Source organism: Luteibacter sp. RCC_6_2 (genome assembly GCF_041360655.1).
Lineage (GTDB): Bacteria > Pseudomonadota > Gammaproteobacteria > Xanthomonadales > Rhodanobacteraceae > Luteibacter.
Window position 1 is genome coordinate 49,684 of sequence record NZ_JBFUPQ010000001.1, and the last position, 22,960, is coordinate 72,643.

The following is a 22,960-nucleotide window of genomic DNA, read 5'->3' on the forward strand; positions in this document are numbered from 1 at the left end:
CGTTCGGAAGTTCACCCGCGGTAGCGAAGCGCATCCACGAGCAGCGTGAGCGCGGGTGAAGCCTGGCGCCGGTTCGGGTAATACAGGTGGTATCCCGGAAAGGGATCGCACCAGCTATCCAGCACCCGAATGAGCCGGCCCTCGTGGATGTCGTCGAGAACGACATCGTCCGGCAACCATGCCAGCCCCAAGCCGGCCAGTGCCGCACGGCGGATCTGGCTGAGGGTGTTGAGGACGATCTGTCCTTCCACGCGCACCTTCACCTCGCGTCCGTTCTTCTCGAATTCCCACGGGTACAGTCCGCCGTACGTCGGCAGCCGCAAGTTGATGCAGTTGTGTCCCGTGAGGTCCTGGGGTGTCTTCGGCCGCTTGCGGTTCGCGAAATAGGAGGGCGTGCCGACCACGGCCATGCGCATCTCCGGGCCGATCCGCACGGCGATCATGTCCTTGGCCAGATGTTCGCCCAGACGGATGCCGATGTCGTAGCGCTCCGCCACGATGTCCACCAGGCCGTAGTCGACGGTGACCTCGACGTTGATGTCCGGGTACTTCGGCAGGAAGGTTTCCAGCGCCGGCCAGATGATGGTGTCGGCGGCATGTTCGGCCGTGGTGATGCGGACGGTCCCGGCCGGCCGTTCACGCAGTTCACCCAGTGCCTCGATCTCCGCTTCGATCTCCTCGAAGCGGGGGCCGACGGTACTGATGAGGCGTTCGCCCGCTTCGGTGGGCGACACGCTGCGCGTGGTCCGCGTGAGCAGGCGAACGCCGAGGCGTGCCTCGAGTGCGCGCATGGTGTGGCTAAGCGCCGATTGCGAGGTGCCCAGCTTCGCCGCGGCCCGCGTGAAGCTCTTCTCCCGGGCCACGGCGAGGAAGGCCATCATGTCGTAGATGTCTTTGCGCATAAGTCATGAACGCCCCGCATGAGTCCCTGTCGATCCTACCAGCGGGGCGTTCGCTTCAACGGCCGATGGTGGCCATGAGGTGGGGCGGATAGCGCTCGCCCTGGATGGCGATGGCCGCGGCGGCCTTTTCGATCCGCTCCAGGTCGGCGAAGGTGAGTTCGAGGTCCGCCGCCGCCAGGTTCTCCTCCAGGCGATGCAGCTTGGTGGTGCCGGGAATGGGGACGATCCACGGTTTCCTCGCCAACAGCCAGGCGAGGGCGATCTGCGCCGGCGTGGCGTTCCGGTCGTCGGCCAACGTCTTCAGGAGGTCCACCAGGGCCTCGTTGGCGGCCATCGCTTCCGGGGAGAAACGAGGGAGGTTCTTGCGGAAGTCGTCGTCGCCGAACGTCGTGTCCTTGCTCATGGCGCCGGTGAGGAATCCCCTGCCCAGCGGGCTGTATGCCACCAGTCCGATGCCGAGTTCCTCGCAGGCATCGAGGATGCCGTTCGTCTCGACGCTGCGGGTCCACAGTGAATACTCATTCTGCAAGGCCGTCACCGGCTGCACGGCGTGCGCGCGGCGAACGGTCTGCGCGCCTGCTTCGGACAGGCCGAAATGGCGGACCTTTCCTTCCCGGATGAGATCCTTCACGGCGCCCGCGACGTCCTCGATGGGAACGTTCGGGTCCACGCGGTGCTGGTAGAGAAGGTCGATCGTCTCGATGCCGAGGCGATCGAGCGAGGCCTCGGCGACCTCGCGAATATGTTCGGGCCGGCTGTCCAGCCCGGTCGGCTTACCGGTCGCGCGGTCGATGGCGAAGCCGAACTTCGTGGCGATCACCACCCGGTCGCGCACCGGTGCGAGCGCCTTGCCGACGATCTCCTCGTTCGTGAAGGGACCGTACACTTCGGCGGTGTCGAAGAAGGTGACACCGCGGTCGACGGCATCCCGGACCAGCCGGATCGATGCCTCGTTGCCGAGGGCTTGGCCGTAGCTGGAGTTGAGGCCCATGCAACCGAAGCCGATGGCCGATACGTCGAGACCGCTTTTACCAAGGCTGCGCTTTTTCATCGGGGATTCCTCACGGGTTAGCTGAGCCAGCCATCGTACGGCGGTGCGTCTCTGCGATTAATCCCAATAAAGCGCTTGCTCTTATCCTTTTCATTCATGAATGGGCTCGCTTGCCGGTCTATCGTCCATGTCATATGTTCACGTCTTCCGGAACCAGCGGACGCGCATGCCGATCTTCGAGACGATCCTGGGCCTGCTTCTCGGCGCTTCGCTCCTGTCGATGCTCGCGCAGCGGATCAACGTGCCTTATCCGACGCTCCTTGCCGTCGGTGGGGCACTGGTCGCGTTCCTGCCGGGGATGCCGCGCCTGGATCTCCCGCCCAAGTTGATCCTCGCGCTCTTCGTCGCCCCCGTCCTGCTCGACGCGGCGCACGACGCGTCGTTGCGTGACCTGCGCGAGAACTGGGCGCCGATCCTCTCGCTGGTGATGGTAGCCGTCGGACTGACGACCGTTGCTGTCGCTGTCGCTGCCCGCTACTTCGTTCCCGAGATGCCATGGGCTGCCGCCGTCGCGCTCGGGGCGTTATTGGCACCGCCCGACGCGGTGGCGGCCCTGGCCGTGCTGCGCCAGGTGGAACCGCCTCACCGCATCCGCAACATCCTCGAAGGCGAGAGCCTGCTCAACGACGCGTCGTCACTGCTGATCTACAAGCTGGCGGTCGGTGCCGTGGCGGCGGGAAGTTTCAGTGTCGGGAAGGCGATTCCCGCCTTCGGCCTGGTCGTCGTCGGCAGCGTCGTCGCCGGATGGCTGCTGGCGAAACTGACGGGCTTGCTCACCGTCCGGATGACGGATGCTCCCGCCGCGATCATCGTGCAGTTCGTCACGACCTTCGGTGTGTGGCTGCTTGCCGAACACCTTGGCCTGTCCGGCGTGGTGACGATCGTCGTGTTCGCCATCACGGCCGCGCGCCGCTCCACGGAAGCCATGCCTCCCTCCGTTCGCATACCGTCGTTCGCCACGTGGGAGTCGATCACCTTCGTGCTCAACGTGATGGCCTTCACGCTGATCGGCCTTCACGTGTTGCCGATCATCGAGGGACTCCGCGGTCATGACCAACTGGGCCAGCTCGGCGCCGCCCTCGCGATCCTGGCGGTGGTCGTCGTCGTGCGCCTGGCATGGGTCCTGCTCTATGGATTCGCGCGGAGGCAGACCCAGCGCGCAGGCCAAGGTGACGATTCCGTCGAAAGCCGCGCGCAGACCTTCAAGAGCGGCTTGATGGTGGGCTGGTCGGGCATGCGCGGCATCGTCACCCTGGCCGCGGCGCTGGCGATTCCCAGGGATTTCCCGCAGCGCGATTTCATCCTGCTGACCGCGTTCACCGTGGTGCTGGGTACGCTCCTGGTGCAAGGCCTGACCCTGCAGCCGTTGCTCCTGCTGTTGCGCCTGCCCAAGGATGGCAAGGTGGCGCGCGAGATCGCCCTCGCACGCGTCGCGACACTCAAGGCGGCCATCGCGCATCTCGACAACGATCCCAGCGACGCCGCACGGCGGCTCGGCCACGAATACCGGGCGGCGCTCGAAGCGGTGGAGAAGGGAAGGGACCCGAGGCACTCCCGGGAGAACGTCCTGCGCCAGGAATTGATGCCATGTACGCGGCAGGCACTCGATGAGTTGCGTGACAGCGGACGCATCGGCGACGAAGCGTATCGCGCCGTCGAACAGGAACTCGACTGGCTGGAACTGAGTTCGCGTCCGGTCTAGCCGCCGGGTACACTTCGCGGATTCGTCTCCCCGGACTCCCCCCATGGCTTCCCGTTTCTTCAAGGCGGCGCTCGTCCTCGGCCTTTTGTCGGCCATCGGGCCATTCGCGATCGACATGTATCTCCCGGCATTGCCGTCGATCGGTACCAGCCTGCATGCCGACGTCGGTACCGTCCAGCTCAGCCTGATGGTGTTCTTCATGTCCATGGGCGTGGGCCAGCTCATCTACGGGCCGTTGTCGGACATGTTCGGACGCAAGCGTCCGATCTACGTCGGCTTGTGCATCTTCGCGCTCGGCAGCATCGGTTGCGCGCTGGCACCGGATATCCACACGCTGATCGTATGCCGCTTCATCCAGGGCCTGGGCGCCTGTGCCGGCATGGTCGTTCCGCGGGCGATCGTGCGCGACATGCATACCGGTAACGATGCCGCGCGACTGATGTCGCTGCTGATGCTGATCTTCAGCGTCTCGCCGATCCTGGCTCCGCTGACCGGCAGCCTGGTGATCGAGCTGGCCAGCTGGCGTGGCGTGTTCTGGGTCGTCACCGGTGCAGCCGTCCTGGGACTGATCATGGTCTCCACCGTGCTCAAGGAGACACGGCCGGCCCACCTGCGCTTGAACAGCACGGTCGGCTCCGCATTGGCGGGGTACGCCACGCTGCTGCGTGACCGTCACTTCCTCGGCGTCGTCTTCATCGGTTCGTTCGGCGTGTCGAGTTTCTTCGCCTATCTCGCCAATTCGTCCTTCGTGTTGATCAACCACTACGGCCTGACGCCGACCCAGTACAGCCTGGCGTTCTCGGTGAACGCTGTTTCGTTCATCGGTGCCTCGCAGTTCACCGGCCGCCTGGGCAGCCGCTACGGCTTGAAGCGGGTGGTGAAGACGGCCGTCGTCGGTTACGCGGCGACGATGGTCCTGCTCGCGGCCATCACCGCGGCAGGCGTGGACAAGCTCGCCGTGCTGATGGTGATGCTGGTGATCGGCTACGGCTTCCTCGGACTGGTCATCCCCAGTTCGGCGGTCATCGCGCTGGAGGAACATGGCGCCATCGCCGGTACCGCCTCCGCGCTGATGGGAACCCTGCAGTTCGGCACGGGCGCGTTGGTGATCGCGCTGCTGGGACGCTTCATCGACGGCACGTCGCTGCCCATGGTCGCCGGCATCGCCGCCTGCGCCGTGATCTCGTTCACTTTCGCACGGGTGACGCTGCGTTACCGGACGGTCGTGCCGACGGCATAGCCAGCGGAATGAACGAGGCAGGCGTGCCATCCATGCTGGCGCCGGCTGGCCGCTAGCTAGCGACATACCGTACGGCTAATCTGTACCCATGCGCGCCAAGCCCAATGCCCAGCCCAACCAGAGCCTGATCGACGGCATTCTCACGTTGCAGGCGCTCGCTTCGGCGCCCGAGCCGGTGGGTTGCCGTGAACTCGCCCGGCAACTCGGCGCCGATACCACCCGGGTGAACCGGCTGCTGAAGACGCTCGCTTATATGGGCATCGTGCGGCAGACCTCGAACCGCAAGTACGCCCCCGGTCCGGGCATGCACGTGTTGGCGGCGCAAAGCCTGTTCGCCTCGGGACTCATCCGCCGGGCCTTGCCGGAACTGGAACGGCTACGCCGCTTCGGCCATACCGTGGCGATGGGCGTGCTGTGGAACGATAGCGTCAGCTACCTGTTCCATGCGCCACCGGGTATCGAAGCCGCGCGCGGCCTCGGGCGTATCGGCGTGCTTCCGGCGACCACCAGCGGCATCGGCATCGTGCTCCTGTCGCAGTTGCCCGATGAGGAAGTCCGCGAGTTGTATGCGGACCGGGCGATTCCGATGTTCCCGGAAGGCATCGACAGCTTGCTTGCCACGCTGGCGGTGACGCGGGCACAGGGCTATGCGCGTGTGCACGTCGCCGACGATCGCGATCATCACATCGTCGCCGTGGCGACCGGGGCGCCTGTGGTCGCGGGCCTGGCGATGTCCGGCTGGATTCCCGAATCCGCCACGGCCGAACTGGTCGAAGCGTTGCGCGCCGCCGCGCTGGAAATCGCCTGATACCTTCGCTGCGATGCAGATTGACCTGTTGCTATTTTAGTAATACGTTCGCCCGGTCGTCGTAGGGGGTACAGGCATGGCGGGAAACGAGGGAGGCGCACGGCCGGGGCGGTTGCGCTGGGCGCTGCTGGCACTCCTTTTCGTTTCGACGGTCATCAACTACCTCGATCGACAGGCGCTTTCGATCCTGGCCACCACCATCCAGGTGGACCTCGGCGTCACCGATGCAGCCTACGCGCATATCGTGCAGGCCTTCCTGCTCGCCTATACCGTCGCCTATCTCCTCGCCGGAAGGATCACCGACTGGCTCGGCTCCCGCATGGCGCTCGCGCTCTTCGTGGCATGGTGGTCGGTGGCCAACCTCATGACCGGCATGGCCCGCAGTGCGTTCGAACTCGGTGCCGCGCGTTTCGCGCTGGGGCTCGGCGAACCCGGCAATTACACCGTCGGTTCCAAGGTGGTGTCGGAGCGTTTCCCGCCGGCGGAACGCGGGCTGGCATTCGGCATCTACACGGCGGGAGCGATGGTGGGCGCGACGCTGGCCCCGCCGTTGATCGGCGGTGTCGCCATGATCTACGGCTGGCGTGCCGCGTTCGTCGTGACAGGCGTGGCGGGGCTGCTCTGGCTGGCCGCGTGGTTGTGGATCCATCCGCGCGAAGCGCGTGCCGTGAAGGTGCCGGACGTGGCGGGCGAAGGTGTCCTGTGGGGACGGCTGTTGCGTGACCGCACGTTGTGGTTGCTGGTGCTTTCGCGCGCCGTCGCTGATCCGGTCTGGTACTTCTATCTCTTCTGGTTCCCCAAGTACCTCAACGACGTCCGGGGCATGTCGCTCGCCGCCGTCGCCTCGATGGCCTGGGTGGTCTATCTCGCGGCGGACGTCGGCAGCGTGGGCGGTGGCGCGATCTCCAGTGCCCTGGTCAAGCGAGGCATCGCACCGGCACGCAGCCGCCTGATCGCCATGGCGGGAGCCGCGTCGCTGGCCCCCATTGGGATCTTCGCCACCTTCCATCCCGCGTTGCCCATTCTGTTCGCCATCGGCTCGGCGGTGGCCTTCGCCCACCTCGTGTTCCAGATCAACATCAGCACGCTGGTCGTGGATCTCTACGGCAGCCGCAACATCGCCACGGTGTTCGGCATCATCGGTGCCGGTAGCGCCCTGGGCGGCATGCTGTCCGCACAAGTAGTGGGCAGCCTGGTTTCGAGCGGACGGTTCGACGTGAGCTTCGTGGCCATGTCGGTATTGCATCCGCTGGCTTTCGGCGTCGCCTGGCTGGGCGTGAAACTGGCGCCGCGCTCGCGGATGATCGCGGACGCGGCGTTGCCTCAGTAAACGCGTTCGGCGTGATCCCAGAAACGCTTGCCCGGCCGGGCCCCGAGTCCCGGCCCGGTCGGCAGGCTGTAGCTGCCGTCGGCATAACCCATGTCGGTTTCGAGCAGTTCCAGCGATCGCGAGAACACCGAATGTTGCCATTCGTGCCGCCACAGGCCCGGCAGCGTCACCGACGCATGCAGGCTGGCGGCGAGGAAGAGGCCGGCGCCGATCGTGGCATGGGGCGCCGTGGCGACACCGCGGGCCTCGGCCAGCCGGTTGATGCGAAGGAACTGCGTGATGCCGGTATGGCCCATCTCGGGCTGGATGAAGGCGACCGCGTGCGGGCCCAGGCGCAGGCGAGCCTCGTATTCGGTGTACCACTCCTCGCCGGCCGCGATCGGCGTGGGTGAGCGCTCCGCCAGCCATGCGAGTCCGTCCACGTCTTCCGGCTTCACCGGCGCCTCGACGAAATAGGGCCGGTGCACGGCCATGTGTTCGATGAGCGCGAGCGCTTCCTCCGGAGAGAACTTCCAGTGCAGGTCGACCATGAGCAGCGCGCCGTCACCCAGGGCCTCGCGTAGCGCGGCGACTTCCTCGGCGATGCCTTCGCTGCTCACCACCGCGTGGATCTTGAATGCGTCGTGGCCTTGCGCCTGGAAGCGGCGGGCCATTTCCACGCGGCCTTCCAGCGTGGCGGCGGGAAGACCGGAGAGGTACCCCGTCACGCGCTCCCGCTGCCGGTCGCCGAGCATGCGCCACAGCGGCACGCCATGGCGGCGCGCGCGCAGGTCCCACAGCGCGATGTCCAGCGCGGTGATCGCATCGACGTGGAAACCGGACGAGCAACCGCGGACGCGCATCAGGCCGTAGAGATCGTCCCAGATACGCTCGACATCTTCCGGATCGCGCCCCAGCAGTTCCGGCACGAGCAGGTCGTCGATGATTTCCGCCGTGGCCCGTGGCGCGCAGATGCCGTACGTCTCGCCCCAGCCTTCGCTGCCATCCGAGCAGGTGATACGAACGGCGAGGGACCGGTCCACCGAGGGGTAGATCGTCCCGTTGCCCTTGCGAACCACGTATCCGCGCGCGTTGACCCGCTCGCCCGGGCCCAGCGGCCCCAGGTACGGCGTGTCGCGCGGCACGGTGACGATGAAGGTTTCGACCTTGGCGACGGTGGCGGTCATGGGGACATTCTCGCGCGGTCGGCCGGGGTGGCGTCCAGTGGCAGCAGGTCCGCGATGCGGGCGAGCAGGGCGTCGAGCTCTCGTTGGTCCCATGCATCGAGCGCGGGGCCAGGCGCGCGGACATGGTCGCTGCCGATCAAGCCCCGGCGCAGCAGCACGGCCTTCGTCAGCCGCCAGCGAAACACCGCCTGCATGCTCAGCAAGGGCAGCGTACGTTCGAAGAGGTCGCGCGCGCCGTCGATATCGCCACGAGCATGACGGGCGAGCATCTCGACGTGGACTTCGGTCACCTCGCAGGCCGGCATCGTACCGGTGGCGCCACGCTGCAATTCGTCGATGACGTAGCGTGCCCCGGCTCCGCCGAAGACGGCGTCCACGCTCGTGCCTGCCTCGGCGGCGAGCGCCGTGATGCGATGCCCCGAGGGCTGGGTTTCCTCCTTGACGTAACGGATGCCCTCGACGGCACGGGCGAGGGCCGCGACCTGTGCGACGGCGAGGCCCACACCCATCGGCGCGGGTGCGTTCTGCAACATGATGGGAATACCGGATGCGGTATGGATGGCATTGAAATAACGCGCCATGGCCTCGGTATCGCCAGCATGCTCGTGTGGCGTGAGGATCATCGAAGCGACGGCGCCGGCCTCCGCGCCGGCGGTGGCGAGGCGTGCGGCGATGTTCGCATCGGGATGGCTCGCACCGACGACGAAAGGCGCGCGACCGCCGATCCACTCACCCAGGCAGGCCGTGATCTCGAACCGCTCGTCCACGGAGAGCATGTCGTACTCGCTGGCGAGGCCCGGAAAGACGACACCGGCGGCACCGGCGGCGAGGATGTATTCGAGCACGTTGCGCGTGCCGGGGAGATCGACGTCGCCCGTCGCGGTGAAGATCGTCGGAAGGATCGGAAAGACACCGGCCAGGTTCGTCATTGCGTGGATTCCTCGAAGGCATGGGATAGCGAGTGGCCGTTGCGCCAGGAGCGGAACGTGTTGCTTTGCAGCAGCTTTTTCCTTGTGCGGCTGCCCTTGCAACGCCATCTATATTGCTATAATAGTTACAACATGCCAAGCGAAAAACGCGATGGCAGACGGCGGTAACCAGCACCATTCGTGAGAGCCTCGGGGGAGGAAACACCATGCATCTTGCTCGCCGCACCATCCTGTCGACCTTCATCGCACAGGCGCTTCTCGCTTCCGTTCCCGCCGTTGCGCAAACGACCAGTGCAGCCGGCACGACACAAGACCAGACGCCACAGAACCAGGGTCCCGTCACGCTCGAAGGCGTCACCGTTTCAGGCATCCGCCAAAGCCTCGAGAAATCGCGCGACCTCAAGCGCGACTCCGCGCAGATCGTCGATGCGATCGTGGCCGACGATATCGGCAAGCTCCCCGATACGAACGTCGCCGAATCGCTGGGCCGCGTGGCGGGCGTGCAATTGGAGCGCGGCATGGGCGAGGGCAGCAGCATCCTCGTGCGTGGCCTCAGCCAGAACGTGTACCTGTACAACGGCCGCGAGATCTTCGACGCGACCGGCCGAGGCGGCAATGGCCTCGACCAGCTCGGCAGTTCGACTTATGGCCTGCTGACGCTGGTGCCGTCCGAACTCATTTCGCGGCTCTCCGTGACCAAGCTGGCCAGCGCGGACCAGGTGGCCGGCGCGCTCGGCGGCATCATCGACATCGAAACCCGCATGCCGCTGAACGCGGATGGCGACCAGAACGTCGTCAGCGTGTCGGGTACCTACAGCAAGTTGGCCAAGAAGGGCGGTGGCGAGGGCTTCGCCTTGCTTTCGGGCCGCACCAAGGACGAGCGGCTGGGCGCCATGATCGCGGCGACGTACAGCAAGAAGACGGTCGTTCAGCAGGGTCTGGACACCTTCTCCGGCTACGCGTCGTTCAAGGACAACTCGGTGACGCCGGCGATCACGCGCTACGGCAGCACCGACATGCGTGCGCAGAACATCAGCGACGACCGCACGAAGAAGGGCGTCAGCGCGATCCTGCAGTGGCGTCCGGCACCGGGCGTGGAGATCGTGGCGGACACTTTCTATTCGAAACAGACCGCCGATCGCGACCGCTATTGGCTGGCCTTCAATCCCAGTGCCGGCCTGAGCAATGCCGTGTACTCGCGGAACGACATCCTGGTGGCCGGCCGTTCCACCAGTCCCATCCAGGCCAATACCGAGATAGCCGACATCGACGCCGATGTCTGGTCCACGGCGCTGCGCGGCAGCTTCCACGCAAGCGACAGCCTCGACGGTTCGGCGGAGGTCTCCTTCGACCGCTCGAAGGCGGAGTACCACCAGAACTACATGCGGCTCCAACCCATGGCCGGTATCAACTCGGTCATCGACTACGACCTGCGTTCCGGCGATTTCGGCAGTTTCAACGTGGGCGGGGTGAACCTCACCGATCCTTCGCAGATGCGCATGTCGATCCTGTTCGACAACGACTACCGGGCGAAGACCGACGCACCCGCCGCGCGTACCGACTGGACATGGAACTTCGATTCGGACCATTGGCGCTCCCTGGCCTTCGGTGCCCGCTTCACGAAGGTCAAGAGCGAGCAGGACCCGTTGCGCGCGGATATCCGTCCCACCAACGGCATACCGGCGAGCGCGCTGGGCGACTTCCTTCGCGTCTACAGCAACGACGATTTCATGAAGGGTGAGTTCGACGGCTTGCCACGCAGCTTCCTCGGCAGCTATCGGAGTGTGTTCACCGGTTGCTCGGCCTTCACGGACTTTCCGTCGATCAGCCAGAACGCGCAATGCCTGGACGGCCGCAACAACTCGCTGGCGTATGCCGGCACCTTCAGCATCGACGAGCAGTTCACCGAGGCCTATTCGAAAGTGGATTGGGGCTTCGATGCCGGCAATATGCCGGTCTCGGGCAACATCGGCATACGCTACGTGCAGCGCGAGCTTGATTCGAAGGGCAACCTGTTATCCGGCGCGGGTGCTCCCATTCCCACCGACTACCGCAGCACGGAACGCGAATGGCTGCCTTCGGCGGTGGCCAAGTGGGAGATCACGGACAAGCTGGTGTTGCGCGGCGGCGCGGCACGCGTGGTGGCCTTCCCCAACACCGAAGACCTCAACAACGGCGTCTCGCTCAACAACAACGCGGTGTTCGACAACGGCGTGCAGATCACGCCGGGCACGGGCAGCGGTGGCGCACCCGCGTTGAAGCCGTTCAAGGCCGACCAGTACGACCTGTCGCTGGAGTACTACTACAACGACTCCGGGCTGCTCTCCGCCGGCGTGTTCTACAAGGACATCTCGACCTTCATCGTGCAGCAGCAGAGCGCGGAGAATTACGGCGGCGTGAATTTCTTCATCAACCGCAAGGTCAACGGCGACCAGGCCACGGTGAAGGGGGCGGAAGTGCTGGCCCAGGTGCCGTTCACCTTCCTGCCTGCGCCGTTCGACGGGTTCGGCATGGTGGCCACCTATACCTATATCGATTCCACCACGCCGATCAAGGACGTGACGGGCGCCTCGATGACGTTCCCGGGCCTGTCGAAGAACAACGCCAACCTCATCCTGTATTACGAAACGGGCCCCTTCAGCGCCCGCGTGGCCTATAACTGGCGCGACGAGTACCTGGTGGGCCTGTCCGCCGCGGCGACCGGCATCTACAACGATCGTTACAAGGACCTGGCGGCGTCGGTGAGCTATGACTTCACCGACAAGCTGTCGATGCAGTTGCAGGCGACCAATCTCCTCGACAGCAAGCAACGCACCTATGACGGGAGCCGCGAAGGGCTCCGCACCAACGTGGTATATGGCCGTAACTATATGGCCACGCTGACCTGGCGCTTCTGATGGCGACCGGCATGCGCAACGGGGGAGAGGGCGGTTGAACGGCAAGACATGGGCGGGACGCGCGGCGATCGTGACGGGGGCGGCAAGCGGGATAGGCGCGGCGGTCGCTCGCCGGTTGAGCGACGAGGGAGCCGTGGTGACGGGCATGGACCTGGGGCCATCGCTGGACGTGGCGCTGTCGTTGAGCGTCGACCTGCGCAATGACGGCGCCGTGTCCGAGGCGGTAGACACCGCCGCCGCAGCGCATGGGCCGGCGACTGTCCTTGTCCATTGCGCGGGGATCAGTCCACCGGGGTCGATCCTCGAATCGGACGATGCGCTCTATCTCGAAACCTACGACGTGAACGTGTTGTCGGCGGTGCGCCTTTTCCGCCACTGCGTGCCCGGCATGCGCGCGGCCGGTGGCGGAGCGGTGGTGCTGACGTCGTCGATCAATGCGCGCTTCGCCACGCCGACCCTTGCCGCCTATGCGGCCAGCAAGGCGGCGCTGGAGTCGCTGGTGCGCACGGCGGCGCTGGAGTTCGCTCCATGGCAGGTCCGGGTCAATGCCGTCGCTCCCGCATCGATCGATACCCCGATGCTGCAGGCGTCGTTCGCTCGCGAATCCGACCCGCCCGCCGCGCGCCTTCGAAACATCGATCGCCACCCTCTGGGCCGGTTGGGGACGCCGGACGACGTGGCGGAGCTCGTCCTGTTCCTGGCGGGCGAGGGTGGCGCCTGGCTTACGGGTGGCGTCTTCCCGATCGACGGCGGCGCGTCCGTGACGCGTCGCTGAGGGGACCGGATGGAAAACGACTTCATAGCGATCAATTGGGGCAGCTCAAATTTCAGGGCTTACCTTCTCGACCATGCCGGTGACGTCCGGGATGCCTTCGCCGAGCCGGCGGGCATCGCCTCGCTCGATCGTCCGGGCATGATCGCGCAGATTGAGCGCTTGCTGCGGCGCTGGCCCGATGCGCACCGGATATATGCGTGCGGCATGGTGGGTTCGAACGTGGGCTGGGCCGATGCGGGCTATGTCGAATGCCCGATCGGATTGGACGGCCTGGCGACAAACCTGCATGAGGCAGCGATCGCCGGACGCGTGATGCACATCGTGCCGGGGCTGGCCTGTCGCCGGGCGAGCGATGGCGCGCCGGACATCATGCGCGGCGAGGAGACGGAACTGTTCGGTCTTCTCCGCGCAGGCAAGTTGCCCCGCGACGGCATCGTGGCGCTGCCGGGTACGCACGGCAAGTGGGTACGCATCGCCGGTGGCCGTGTCATGGAATTCATGACGGCGATGTCCGGGGAAATGTTCGACCGGCTCACGGCGGCAGGCATGCTCGCCTCCGTGGTCGCGGCACCCGCCGCCATCGGCACCGCGTTCACGATGGGAGCCAGGGCCGGTGCGGACCGTTTGCTCGGCCTCGGAACGCAGCTTTTTGGAGTCAGGGCGAAAGTGATCCGGCAGGATCTCGCACGTGACGACGCGGCGTCGTATTTGCGTGGCGTGTTGATCGGGTCGGAAATCGCCGATGCCCTCGCGCTTTATCCGGCGGTCGCCGACGACGTCGTCACCCTGGTGGGTGCGGCACCGGTCTGCGCGTTGTATGCGGAAGCGCTACGAGACCGGGGAATACGTTCGGTCACCGTCGACGCCGCCGATGCGACGGCACGCGGCTTCGCCGCCCTGCACGCGGCGAGCTGGGGAACACCGGCATGAGCAAGGTTCGTCTCGTGGCGCATCCCGCGGCGCTCGTCGGGGAATCCGTGCGGATGGACGGACACGATGTGCTCATGCTCGATCCACCCAATCGCCGCCTCCTGCGCTGGTCGACGGTGGACGGAAGCCTGCGCGATACCCTGCTATCGATACCGATATGGTCGCTGGGCATGCTGCCTGACGGCTCATGGGCAGGTGCGGGTGAAGAAGGTTTCTGCCTGATCGACGTGCGGACCGGGGCCATCACCGCCGGTCCTCCCGCGCCGCTTGGCCCCGGTTGCCGCTTCAATGACATGACGGTGGATGCGTGTGGCGGCCTCTGGGTCGGTTCGATGCATCGTGGATTGCTGTCGGGCAAGGGCGGCCTCTACTACGCCCCTCGTCTGGACGCGCCCGTGATGCAGGTCGCCGATGGCCTGGGCGTCGCCAATGGCATGGCCTTTACCGATGGCGGCGCGACGTTGCTGGTAGTCGACACGCTGAGCCGTACCTTGCTCGCCTATGCGCGATCGGGAGATGCCGCGACTCTTCAGGAACCCGTCGTGGTGACGGATTTCCTCGGTGTACCGGGAAAGCCCGACGGCATGACGATCGCGCCGGATGGCGCGGTATGGGTCGCCATGTGGGGTGGTGGCTGCATCGTCCGGCTTGCCGGGAATGGGGCCGTGGAACAGATGGTGTCGATACCCGCGCCGCACGTCGGCAGCCTCGCGTTCGCGTCGGACGGCCATGCGTATGTATCGTCATCGAGGGCGAGGCTGTCCGAGGCCGTGTTGCAGGCGAATCCGGATTCGGGTGGGCTGTTCCGCGTCAGCCCATGACGTTCGATGGCCCAGGGCTAACCTCCTGAGCGTCGCTTCGTCGTTGCACGTCCGCCCGCTGACGTAGCAGGGACGCACGTGCCGCCACTACCCGCGCAGCAGTTCTCGGTCAGGTAATCGACCAGTTCGTCGATCGCCGATATCACCGGCGCGTAATAGATGAAACGGCCGCTCTGGCGGCTGGTGACGAGGCCGGCGTGCAGCAATTCCTTCAGGTGAAACGACAGCGTCGCATTGGCCAGGCCCAGGCGCTCGCCGATCGCGCCCACCGGCAGGCCTTCCGGACCTTGCTCCACGAGCAAGCGGAAAATCGCCAGTCGCGATTCCTGGGCGAGGGCGGAAAGCACCTTGATGGTGTCGGCGGTTTTCATGGTGGATGAGTGTAACAAAGGGTGCTTGGCGTCACGTCACGGACAGCCGCAAGGCGAGGGTCGCGAGGGTGACCAACAGGATCGGTAGCGTCAGCACCAGCCCGACCTTGCAGTAATAGCCCCAGGTGATCGTCATTCCCTTGCGTGCCAGCACGTGCAGCCAGAGCAGGGTGGCGAGCGAGCCAATCGGAGTGATCTTCGGGCCGAGGTCACTGCCGATGACGTTCGCATAAATCATGGCCTCCCTGACCGCGCCCGTCGCCGTAGTGCCGTCGATGGACAAGGCACCCACTAGCACCGTGGGCATGTTGTTCATCATCGAGGACAGGATCGCGCTCAGGAAGCCGGTGCCGAGAGCCGCGCCCCAGACGCCATGTTCGGCAAATCGGTCGAGCAGGGCGGAGAGGTAGGCCGTGAACCCGGCGTTGCGCAATCCGTACACGACCAGGTACATCCCCAGCGAGAAGAGGACGATCTGCCAGGGCGCGCCGTGCAGCACCTTCCGCGTATCGATGTGGCGCCCGCGCGCCGCCACGACGAACAGCACGATTGCGCCGGCCTCGGCCACCGCGCTCACCGGAACCCCGAGCGGCTCCAGACCGAAAAATCCCACCAGCAACAGGGCCAGCACTCCCCAGCCGATGTTGAACGTCGCGCGGTCCCGAATCGCTTCGCGTGGCGCCTTGAGCAAGGCGATATCGTAGGTACGCGGGATGTCGCCGCGGAAATACAGAAGCAGCGCTCCCAGCGTGGCCGCCACGGCGATCACGGTCACCGGGACCATGACGATGGCATAGGCATTGAAACCGATCCTGAAGTAGTCGGCGGAGACGATGTTGACCAGGTTCGACACGACGAGCGGGAGACTCGCCGTGTCCGCAATGAACCCCGCCGCCATGACGAAGGCGAGCGTCGCCGCCGGACCGAAGCCCAGCGCCACCAGCATGGCCATCACGATTGGCGTGAGGATGAGCGCGGCGCCATCATTGGCGAACAACGCCGACACGGCTGCACCGAGAAGCACGATGAGCGCGAAGAGGTAACGACCTCGGCCGCCACCCCATCGGGCGACATGCAGGGCCGCCCATTCGAAAAAGCCGGCTTCGTCCAGCAGCAGGCTGATGATGATGACGGCGATGAACGTCGCTGTGGCGTTCCAGACGATATGCCAGACCACCGGGATGTCGGCGAGGTGCACCACGCCCATGCACAGCGCGGCGGCCGCCCCGGCAAGCGCGCTCCAGCCGATGCCGAGGCCACGAGGCTGCCATATGACGAGGACGAGGGTGGCGGCGAAAAGGGTGAGCGCGAGGGTCATGCGGGCCTTTACTTTGTTTCTACATTTCTAGAATGATAGAATCGTCACCATCGCGCAACCCATGGAGCTGCCGTGCACCCTGTCGATCTTCCCCACCTGACCGGCGACCTGCCGCATCCCGAGTGGGGGCGATTGGCGGTCGAAGGCGATGCCGGCCACCCGCCGCGAATCCTGCTTCTCTACGGGTCGTTGCGACCGCAGTCCTTCAGCCGGAAGCTAGCCCTCGAAGCGGAGCGCATCCTTCGCCACCTCGGTGCAGAGACCCGCGTCTTCGATCCGGCGGAACTCCCGATCCTCGACAGCGTGCCCGCCACGCATCCCAAGGTGCAGGAACTGCGCGCCTTGTCGCTGTGGTCGGAAGGGCAGGTGTGGGTCAGCCCCGAGCGGCACGGCACGATGACTGGCGTCTTCAAGAACCAGATCGACTGGCTGCCGCTGGAAGATGGCAGCGTCCGCCCTACGCAGGGCCGCACCCTCGCGGTCATGCAGGTCTGTGGAGGGTCGCAGTCGTTCAACGTCGTCAACGCGCTGCGCGTGCTCGGGCGGTGGATGCGGATGGTCACCATCCCGAACCAGTCGTCGGTCGCCAAGGCCTGGACGGAGTTCGACGACGCGGGACGGATGAAACCATCGCCGTTCTACGACCGCGTGGTCGACGTCATGGAGGAACTGATGAAATTCACGCTGATGGTCCGCGGCCGCAGCGAGTATCTTGTCGACCGTTACAGCGAGCGCAAGGGCGCTGCCGCGGCAGCGCAAGCCATCGTTTCGAGGATCTGACCATGCATGCCACCATCTACCACAATCCCGCCTGCGGCACGTCGCGCAACACGCTGGCGGTCTTGCGCCATGCCGGCATCGAACCGACCGTCATCGAATACCTGAAGAATCCGCCGGACAGGGACACGCTGTTGCGCCTGTTCGCCGATGCGGGGCTTACGCCGCGAGAGGCGGCAAGGCAGAAGGGGACGCCGTTCGCGGAGCTCGGCCTGGGCGATCCCGCCGTGGGCGACGAGGCCATCCTCGACGCCATGCTCGTCCACCCGATCCTGATCAACCGGCCTTTCGTGGTGACGGAGCTCGGCACGCGCTTGTGCCGCCCATCCGAGGTGGTGCTGGAGATCATTCCACCGCTGGCGACGCCGTTCACCAAAGAGGATGGAGAAGTTATCGGCGTGTAGCAAAAGCCCACCGGATACCGGTACCGGGTGGGAAGCGGACTGGTCCGCGATTCCGCGGCAGCGGGCAGGATTGGGGCAGTGGGGCAGGATGGGGCAAGCACCCTTCGCCGACAGGGTCGGCTTTCACTAGAGCTGTCGGCTTTCATCGGGGCCGAAGTGCGGAACGCTCCGCCTGCGGGTGATCGCAGGCGGAGACGTGGCTCGGGTTACTCGGCGATGTTCGCCTTGACGTGGTAGACGCGGCCGCCCCATCCGTCATTGGGGAACGAGTCCGATACCCGGAGGTATACGGGCTTGGAGCCGTCGGCTGCCGTAGCCAGATACGGAGTCAGGTCGATGCTGCGGTCGGCCTTGTTCGACCCGTCGGTGATCGGACGGTCTTCTTGTAATACCGTCGTCCAGTGTTCGTTGTCGCTGCTGACCTGCACCAGGAACTCGGCGTCGATGGTGAGGACCACCAGTGCCGAGGTGGTGTCGGCGGGGAAGGGGAAGCGATAGGTGAAGTGCGCATTGCCGTCGGCGAAGCGGTTCTGTACGCCGTTGCTTTGCGAGCCGTCGGCGTCGAACAGCCACGGGTTTTCGTCGACCGTGCCCGTATCGAAGTCGATGGCGTGGGCGATCAGCACGTCGGCCTGGGTACTGAAATGCAGGCCGGCCGCCATGACGTTGGCCGTGACCCTGTGATGACCATCGGGTGTCGAGCTCGGCACCGTGATCCGCAGCGCGCGGCTGGCTTCCACGGGGTTCGCGTTGCCGTGCGGCTGCAGTCGCACGAGGGTGCCCGATGGTGAAGCGCTCCATCCGGCAGGTGCGTCGACGGAGACGAGAGTCGTGAGTGGGAAGAATCCCGTCGCCGATAGCCCGAGGTCGATGGGTAGGATCGTGGCATCCGAGGCGGCAGGCATGACGACCGGTTGCGCCGGCGAGAGGGTGGCCGCCAGCGATGCCGAGGGTGTCGGAATCGGTATGACGCCGACCAGCGCACTGAGCGCGCTGGCCTGGGTGCGCCAGTCGAACACGTTGGGATGGTCGTCGCTGGTGGCGCCGGACCAGCGGGTGCCGAGTCGTCCGGCCGCATCGCGGTCGTTGCCCCAGATGCTCTCCGCTTGCTGACTGGCGAACGCCGCATAGCGCGCATCGCGGGTGGTATCGACGAGGTCGGTCCAGTAGCGCATGAAGATGCCCTTGAACTGCTTGCCGTTGTCGTCGCAGGTCTGGTCGGTGGCGTCGCAACGTTCCGTCAGGATGCCATCGACAACCAGCGCATCGGGGCCGATGGCGGCGTCCGCCAGTCGGCGCACGCTGGCCAGGATCTGCGGGTCTTTCGTGGCGCGCCACAGCTCCAGTCCCGCGCCGATCGCCAGGCCCTGGTTGTAGCTCCACACGGTCTGGCCGTTGTTGGTGCAGGCGTTGGTCAGGCCGTCGTTGACCAGGCCGTCCGCGTTGATCATGCCGCTACCCTGGAACCACGCCCAGGCGGTACGCGACCGGGCCAGCCACGCCGTGTCGCCCGGGATGCGGTTGTGCAGTTCGGCGGTGAGCCGTATCCATAACCCATTGGTGACGGCGTTCTTGTAGGTGCGTTCGCCGTCCCACCAGACGCCGCCGCCACACGTGCTCGTGTCCCAGTAACCGTTGACGTAGTTGGCGATGGTGACCGCCATGTCCAGGTACTTCGGATCGCGCGTCAGGTCATAGGTTTGCAGCCAAGTCAGGCCCCACCATTCGGAGTCGTCGATGGCACGGCTGGTGAAGTTGCCCAGCAGCGGATCGCCCGACAAGACGCCGGCCGGGAACACGCCCTTGTCCTTCTCGAAGGTGTTATCCAGTTGGCCGATATAGCGGCGGTCCCCTGTGCGCTGCATGTAGTCGCCGATGGTCTGCAAGGCCACCGCCGAGTTCCACCAGCTGGACGGGAACCATGCCTTTCCCGGGTCGTACGAGCCCATCAGCACGTCCGCGGCCACCCGTGCCCGGGCGACGGCCGTGGAGCCGTCGGCCCGCGCGTTCGCGGGTGGCGTCGTCACGGCCGAGGCGGAAGAAGCGGCCATGGCCGTAAAGGCGGCTGCGGCCAACAAGGTCCGGAGTTGTATGCGTACGGTGTCGATCACCGATTTCATGGTCGGAAGCGCTCCTCGTGGTTACCCCCTGACCGGAGTGTTACAGAGCCGCCCCTTCGAAATTGATAACCAGGTCAAGCGAAATGCGTCATGACCAGGCGCGGGGAGAGGAGGTCGTAACGGACCTGGAGACAGGTGCCGGCGGGCAACGCCGGGGCGAGCTGCGTCCTGAGCATGAGCCGGACGGTACGCGAGGCGGTGTCGACGTACTGGACGACGGCGGCGTCGAAGTCGAAGAAGGTGCCGACGCGCGGGAACAGGGCCTTGTAAAGGGATTCCTTGGCCGAGAAGGCGATGGTCAGGCCGAGAAGGGGATCGTCCCCGAACAAGGTGTCGAGCACGGCCTGCTCGTCCGCATCGACGACCGGGCCTCGCAATGCGACCGCGGCATCGGCGCTGACGACGTGTTCGATGTCCAATCCGATGCCGGGAACCGCGCTGGAGGACGCGACCACCGCACCCGCGATACCAGTGGTATGCGAGATGCTGCCGGTGATCGTGGCCGGCCACACGGGCTCACGCTGGTCGCCTATCCGGATGACGGTGTCGCCGTCGACGCCCAGGCTGCGCAAGGCGAGCCGGGCGGCCAGCCGGCCATGGAAAAAATCGGCTTGCCGTTTAAGGACACTGCGTGCGACGGAGTCCGGTATGGCGATGCCGTTCTCGGCGAAAAGGTCGGGATGGAAGGCTGCCGCGTCGTAGCGCAGCAAGATGCCGTGGCCCATGCCTCCCGAAGGCAGCGGCAGGGTGAAGCGCTCACCCACGCACGAGGCCGCATGCGCAAGCGATGCGGAAAATGCAGGGCCCAAGGGCGTCAGCGGCAACATGGCGCTCCTATGATGTCATGCCGGCACGGATAGTCCACAGGTCATGAGGTCGTCCCGCCATGACCAATGACACCGTTGACGGCGGCCCGGCCAAGCTTCTATCTAGTCGAACCTGGGTGGACGTGGGGAAGGGCGATGCATCTCGGAAAATGGTTGGCGGCGGCGACCATCGCCTGTTGGATTTCGTCGGCGCCGTGGCCGGCCAGCGCACAGACCTCTCCGCCTTCGCCGCCGGACCTTTCCGCGCTCGACGCCATGGTGACGAAACGGATGACCGACGCGGGCATGGTCGGCGTCGGGGCGGCGATCATCGTCGACAAGAAACTGGTATGGATGAAGGGTTATGGCTATGCCGACCGGGAGCGGGGGACGCCCTTTACACCCGCCACCGTGATGAACATCGGGTCCATCAGCAAGACGGTCACGGGCACCGCCATGATGCTGGCGGTGGAAGAGTGGAAGCTCTCGCTGGACGAGGACATCAACACCTACCTCCCGTTCAAGGTCGTCAATCCGCACTTCCCGACGGTACCCATCACGCTACGGCAACTCGCGACGCATACCTCGTCCATCAGCGACCGATGGCCCGTGTACAAGAACACGTATCACTACGGCGGCGATTCGCCGGTAAAGCTGGGCGATTTCCTGAAGAACTACTTCGACAAAGGCGGCACGGATTACGCGGAGGACAACTTCGTCAAGCACAAGCCGGGCACGTACAGGGAATACTCGAACATTGGCGCGGGCCTGGCTGGATACATCGTCGAGCGGGCGGTGGGCGAGCCGCTCAACAGGTATACGCGGCGTCGTATCTTCGCTCCCCTGAAGATGGACGATACCGCGTGGTTCCTGTCCGAGATGAAGCCGTCGAAACATGCGCGGCTGTATGTCTTCCAGATGGACCTCGCCATCCCCATCGAGCTCTACGGCGGAACGACCTATCCCGATGGCGGGGTCCGGACGTCGGTTGCCGACCTGTCGAAGTTCTTCATGATGATCCTGGGCAACGGAAAGCTGGGCGACGTGCGCGTGCTCGAGGAAGGCTCCGTCCAGGCCATGCGAACCTTGCAGTTCAACGCATCGAACAAGCCCGACAACGTGAAGCTGGACGAGAAGAATGCCGGGCTGTTCTGGGAATCGAAGTTCAACATGACCCGCATCGGCCATGGCGGTACGGACCCGGGGCTGAAGACCGATATGCTTGCCAGCCTCTCCGGCGACATCGGCGTCGTGCTGTTCACCAATACCTCGTTGGACAACGATGGCATGAAGCACTACGCCGGGTTGTTCGAAGACCTGTGGAAGCAAGCGGAGGCGATGAAGCGGACCCGGGCCGAGTAGTCCGCGGGACTCGTTAGCCGCGGCGGTGCGCAGCGGACCGGCGGAGCACGTCGAGCACCTTGTCGAGGTCGCAATGTGACAGCGAGGCCTTGCACGCCTCGGGAACGAGCTCCTGCCGCGCTGGCGGCTCATCCTTCGTCAGTGGTCTCAGGTAACGCAACTGGTCCGGCGTCTGCGCCTGGTACACCACACGGACGATGCGATGACCATCGCTGCGCGAACGCCACACGGTGATGCCGAGCGCGCCGCCCACCGGCGGATCGTCCTTGCCATAGCCCGACATCTCGAAGTGCATGCCCAGCACGCTCGCCAGTGCGACGATGTTGTTGTCGCTGCCGACGAACACGTTCAACCGCGGTGCTTGCGGATCGTCGAGGATGGCGAGGATGCGGCCAGACAGGACGGCAGCGACACGGTCGGCCACGTATGACGGCCGGGCATGCACGTCGAAGAGCAGGGAGTGCAGTTGCGACAGGAGGCGGAAGGTGGCCGCGTCGACGCGTCCCCAACCGACGTCGGCCATCGGCTTTCCTTCGAGGTAAGCCATGATGATGGCTTCCGACGTACCGGAGGTGTCGGCGATGGGACCGGCCAGCGCGATGCCTTTGCCGTCGGCGCCCATTGCCAACGTCCCATGCCATGCCGCTGGAACGCAGGCGGGTTGCGAGTCGCCCGCGACGCAGCCCATGACGCGACCGAAGGCGGACATCGCATCGCGATGTTGGGCGGTGAGGGCATCCGGTCCTTTCGTTTCGCGCTGTATCGTGGCGAGGGCCGCATGGCCGTCCCACTCGACCGCGTTCGAGGCCACGGGATTGAATACCGGATCGGCGGCGCCTTGGGGCAGATGCCCCACCTTCAAACCGCAACCTGGCGCGAACGCGTCCGCCAGAGCCTGCGCGCTGGCGATGGTCCGCTGGTCGGTGTTGGCCCAGATGCCGACGCTACCGGCCACGGGGCAGCCCCGGGACGGAAACAGGCCGGCGCCGGACAACCACTGGCGATCGAAGCGCCCCATCGCCATCACGCCTTCCCGCCCATGGGACGTAAGGATCGAAGGCGGTACGGGCCACGCCGGCCATGCCCGGCCGTGCACCTCGTCGACCTGGATCTCGCCGGGGAGTGGCGAACGGACGCCATGCCGGTAGACCAGGACGACCTGCTCCAACGCCATGTCATCGGCGGCGAATGCCGGTGGCGATATGGCGACGAACGCCAACACCACCATGACATGGCGTATCCGGCGGAGAA

Annotated in this window: 20 protein-coding genes; 11 read left to right on the top strand and 9 right to left on the bottom strand. The window is 65.6% G+C overall.

The window, feature by feature from the left end:
• Positions 1–11: 11 nt before the first annotated feature.
• Positions 12–902, bottom strand: a complete 891-nt coding sequence (locus AB6730_RS00245; RefSeq protein ID WP_371021655.1) for a LysR family transcriptional regulator — start codon at positions 900–902, stop codon at positions 12–14.
• Between the two features lie 55 nt (positions 903–957).
• Positions 958–1,953, bottom strand: a complete 996-nt coding sequence (locus AB6730_RS00250; RefSeq protein ID WP_371021656.1) for an aldo/keto reductase — start codon at positions 1,951–1,953, stop codon at positions 958–960.
• A 166-nt stretch (positions 1,954–2,119) separates the two neighbouring features.
• Between AB6730_RS00250 and AB6730_RS00255 the strand changes: the two genes are divergently transcribed.
• From AB6730_RS00255 to AB6730_RS00270, 4 genes are all read left to right on the top strand, one after another.
• On the top strand, positions 2,120–3,655 hold the full coding sequence (locus AB6730_RS00255; protein WP_371021657.1) for a cation:proton antiporter: 1,536 nt from the start codon (positions 2,120–2,122) through the stop codon (positions 3,653–3,655).
• A 43-nt stretch (positions 3,656–3,698) separates the two neighbouring features.
• Entirely contained in the window at positions 3,699–4,895 is a 1,197-nt protein-coding gene (locus tag AB6730_RS00260) for a multidrug effflux MFS transporter (protein ID WP_371021658.1), read from the top strand.
• A gap of 88 nt (positions 4,896–4,983) precedes the next feature.
• Positions 4,984–5,703, top strand: coding sequence for an IclR family transcriptional regulator (locus tag AB6730_RS00265; protein ID WP_371021659.1), 720 nt, complete (start codon positions 4,984–4,986; stop codon positions 5,701–5,703).
• 76 nt (positions 5,704–5,779) lie between these two features.
• Positions 5,780–7,033, top strand: coding sequence for an MFS transporter (locus tag AB6730_RS00270; RefSeq protein ID WP_371021660.1), 1,254 nt, complete (start codon positions 5,780–5,782; stop codon positions 7,031–7,033).
• Here AB6730_RS00270 and AB6730_RS00275 read toward each other — a convergent pair.
• Positions 7,027–8,199, bottom strand: coding sequence for a mandelate racemase/muconate lactonizing enzyme family protein (locus AB6730_RS00275; RefSeq protein WP_371021661.1), 1,173 nt, complete (start codon positions 8,197–8,199; stop codon positions 7,027–7,029). The genes AB6730_RS00270 and AB6730_RS00275 overlap by 7 nt on opposite strands.
• On the bottom strand, positions 8,196–9,128 hold the full coding sequence (locus AB6730_RS00280; RefSeq protein ID WP_371021662.1) for a dihydrodipicolinate synthase family protein: 933 nt from the start codon (positions 9,126–9,128) through the stop codon (positions 8,196–8,198). The genes AB6730_RS00275 and AB6730_RS00280 overlap by 4 nt, the downstream gene beginning before the upstream one ends.
• Before the next feature lie 206 nt (positions 9,129–9,334).
• Here AB6730_RS00280 and AB6730_RS00285 point away from each other — a divergent pair, with 206 nt between their 5' ends.
• From AB6730_RS00285 to AB6730_RS00300, 4 genes are read left to right on the top strand one after another with little or no spacing between them, the layout of a single operon-like run.
• Positions 9,335–12,025, top strand: a complete 2,691-nt coding sequence (locus AB6730_RS00285; RefSeq protein ID WP_371021663.1) for a TonB-dependent receptor — start codon at positions 9,335–9,337, stop codon at positions 12,023–12,025.
• Between the two features lie 34 nt (positions 12,026–12,059).
• Positions 12,060–12,800: an SDR family NAD(P)-dependent oxidoreductase gene (locus AB6730_RS00290; RefSeq protein WP_371021664.1), complete on the top strand. Its 741-nt coding sequence runs from the start codon at positions 12,060–12,062 to the stop codon at positions 12,798–12,800.
• Between the two features lie 9 nt (positions 12,801–12,809).
• Entirely contained in the window at positions 12,810–13,730 is a 921-nt protein-coding gene (locus AB6730_RS00295) for a 2-dehydro-3-deoxygalactonokinase (RefSeq protein WP_371021665.1), read from the top strand.
• The gene (locus AB6730_RS00300) at positions 13,727–14,551 is read left to right on the top strand and encodes an SMP-30/gluconolactonase/LRE family protein (protein ID WP_371021666.1); all 825 of its coding nucleotides are present in this window, start codon (positions 13,727–13,729) and stop codon (positions 14,549–14,551) included. Before AB6730_RS00295 ends, AB6730_RS00300 begins: the two co-directional genes overlap by 4 nt.
• 17 nt (positions 14,552–14,568) lie before the next feature.
• Here AB6730_RS00300 and AB6730_RS00305 read toward each other — a convergent pair whose 3' ends face one another.
• Both AB6730_RS00305 and AB6730_RS00310 read right to left on the bottom strand, forming a co-directional pair.
• Entirely contained in the window at positions 14,569–14,922 is a 354-nt protein-coding gene (locus tag AB6730_RS00305; RefSeq protein ID WP_371021667.1) for an ArsR/SmtB family transcription factor, read from the bottom strand.
• A 31-nt stretch (positions 14,923–14,953) separates the two neighbouring features.
• The gene (locus AB6730_RS00310; protein WP_371021668.1) at positions 14,954–16,240 is read right to left on the bottom strand and encodes an arsenic transporter; all 1,287 of its coding nucleotides are present in this window, start codon (positions 16,238–16,240) and stop codon (positions 14,954–14,956) included.
• A gap of 72 nt (positions 16,241–16,312) precedes the next feature.
• Between AB6730_RS00310 and arsH the strand changes: the two genes are divergently transcribed.
• Together arsH and arsC are read left to right on the top strand one after the other, a co-directional pair.
• The gene (gene arsH / locus AB6730_RS00315) at positions 16,313–17,020 is read left to right on the top strand and encodes an arsenical resistance protein ArsH (protein WP_371021669.1); all 708 of its coding nucleotides are present in this window, start codon (positions 16,313–16,315) and stop codon (positions 17,018–17,020) included.
• A gap of 2 nt (positions 17,021–17,022) precedes the next feature.
• Entirely contained in the window at positions 17,023–17,421 is a 399-nt protein-coding gene (gene arsC, locus AB6730_RS00320) for an arsenate reductase (glutaredoxin) (RefSeq protein ID WP_371021670.1), read from the top strand.
• A 206-nt stretch (positions 17,422–17,627) separates the two neighbouring features.
• Here arsC and AB6730_RS00325 read toward each other — a convergent pair whose 3' ends face one another.
• Both AB6730_RS00325 and AB6730_RS00330 read right to left on the bottom strand, forming a co-directional pair.
• On the bottom strand, positions 17,628–19,541 hold the full coding sequence (locus AB6730_RS00325) for a glycoside hydrolase family 76 protein (protein ID WP_371021671.1): 1,914 nt from the start codon (positions 19,539–19,541) through the stop codon (positions 17,628–17,630).
• 74 nt (positions 19,542–19,615) lie between these two features.
• The gene (locus AB6730_RS00330) at positions 19,616–20,368 is read right to left on the bottom strand and encodes a 4'-phosphopantetheinyl transferase (protein ID WP_371021672.1); all 753 of its coding nucleotides are present in this window, start codon (positions 20,366–20,368) and stop codon (positions 19,616–19,618) included.
• 135 nt (positions 20,369–20,503) lie between these two features.
• Between AB6730_RS00330 and AB6730_RS00335 the strand changes: the two genes are divergently transcribed.
• Positions 20,504–21,709 (top strand): serine hydrolase domain-containing protein, encoded by a 1,206-nt coding sequence (locus AB6730_RS00335; RefSeq protein ID WP_371021673.1) that lies wholly within the window; start codon positions 20,504–20,506, stop codon positions 21,707–21,709.
• 13 nt (positions 21,710–21,722) lie between these two features.
• On the opposite strand, the gene AB6730_RS00340 is transcribed toward AB6730_RS00335, so the two are convergent.
• The gene (locus tag AB6730_RS00340; RefSeq protein WP_371021674.1) at positions 21,723–22,937 is read right to left on the bottom strand and encodes a histidine-type phosphatase; all 1,215 of its coding nucleotides are present in this window, start codon (positions 22,935–22,937) and stop codon (positions 21,723–21,725) included.
• Positions 22,938–22,960 lie beyond the last annotated feature (23 nt).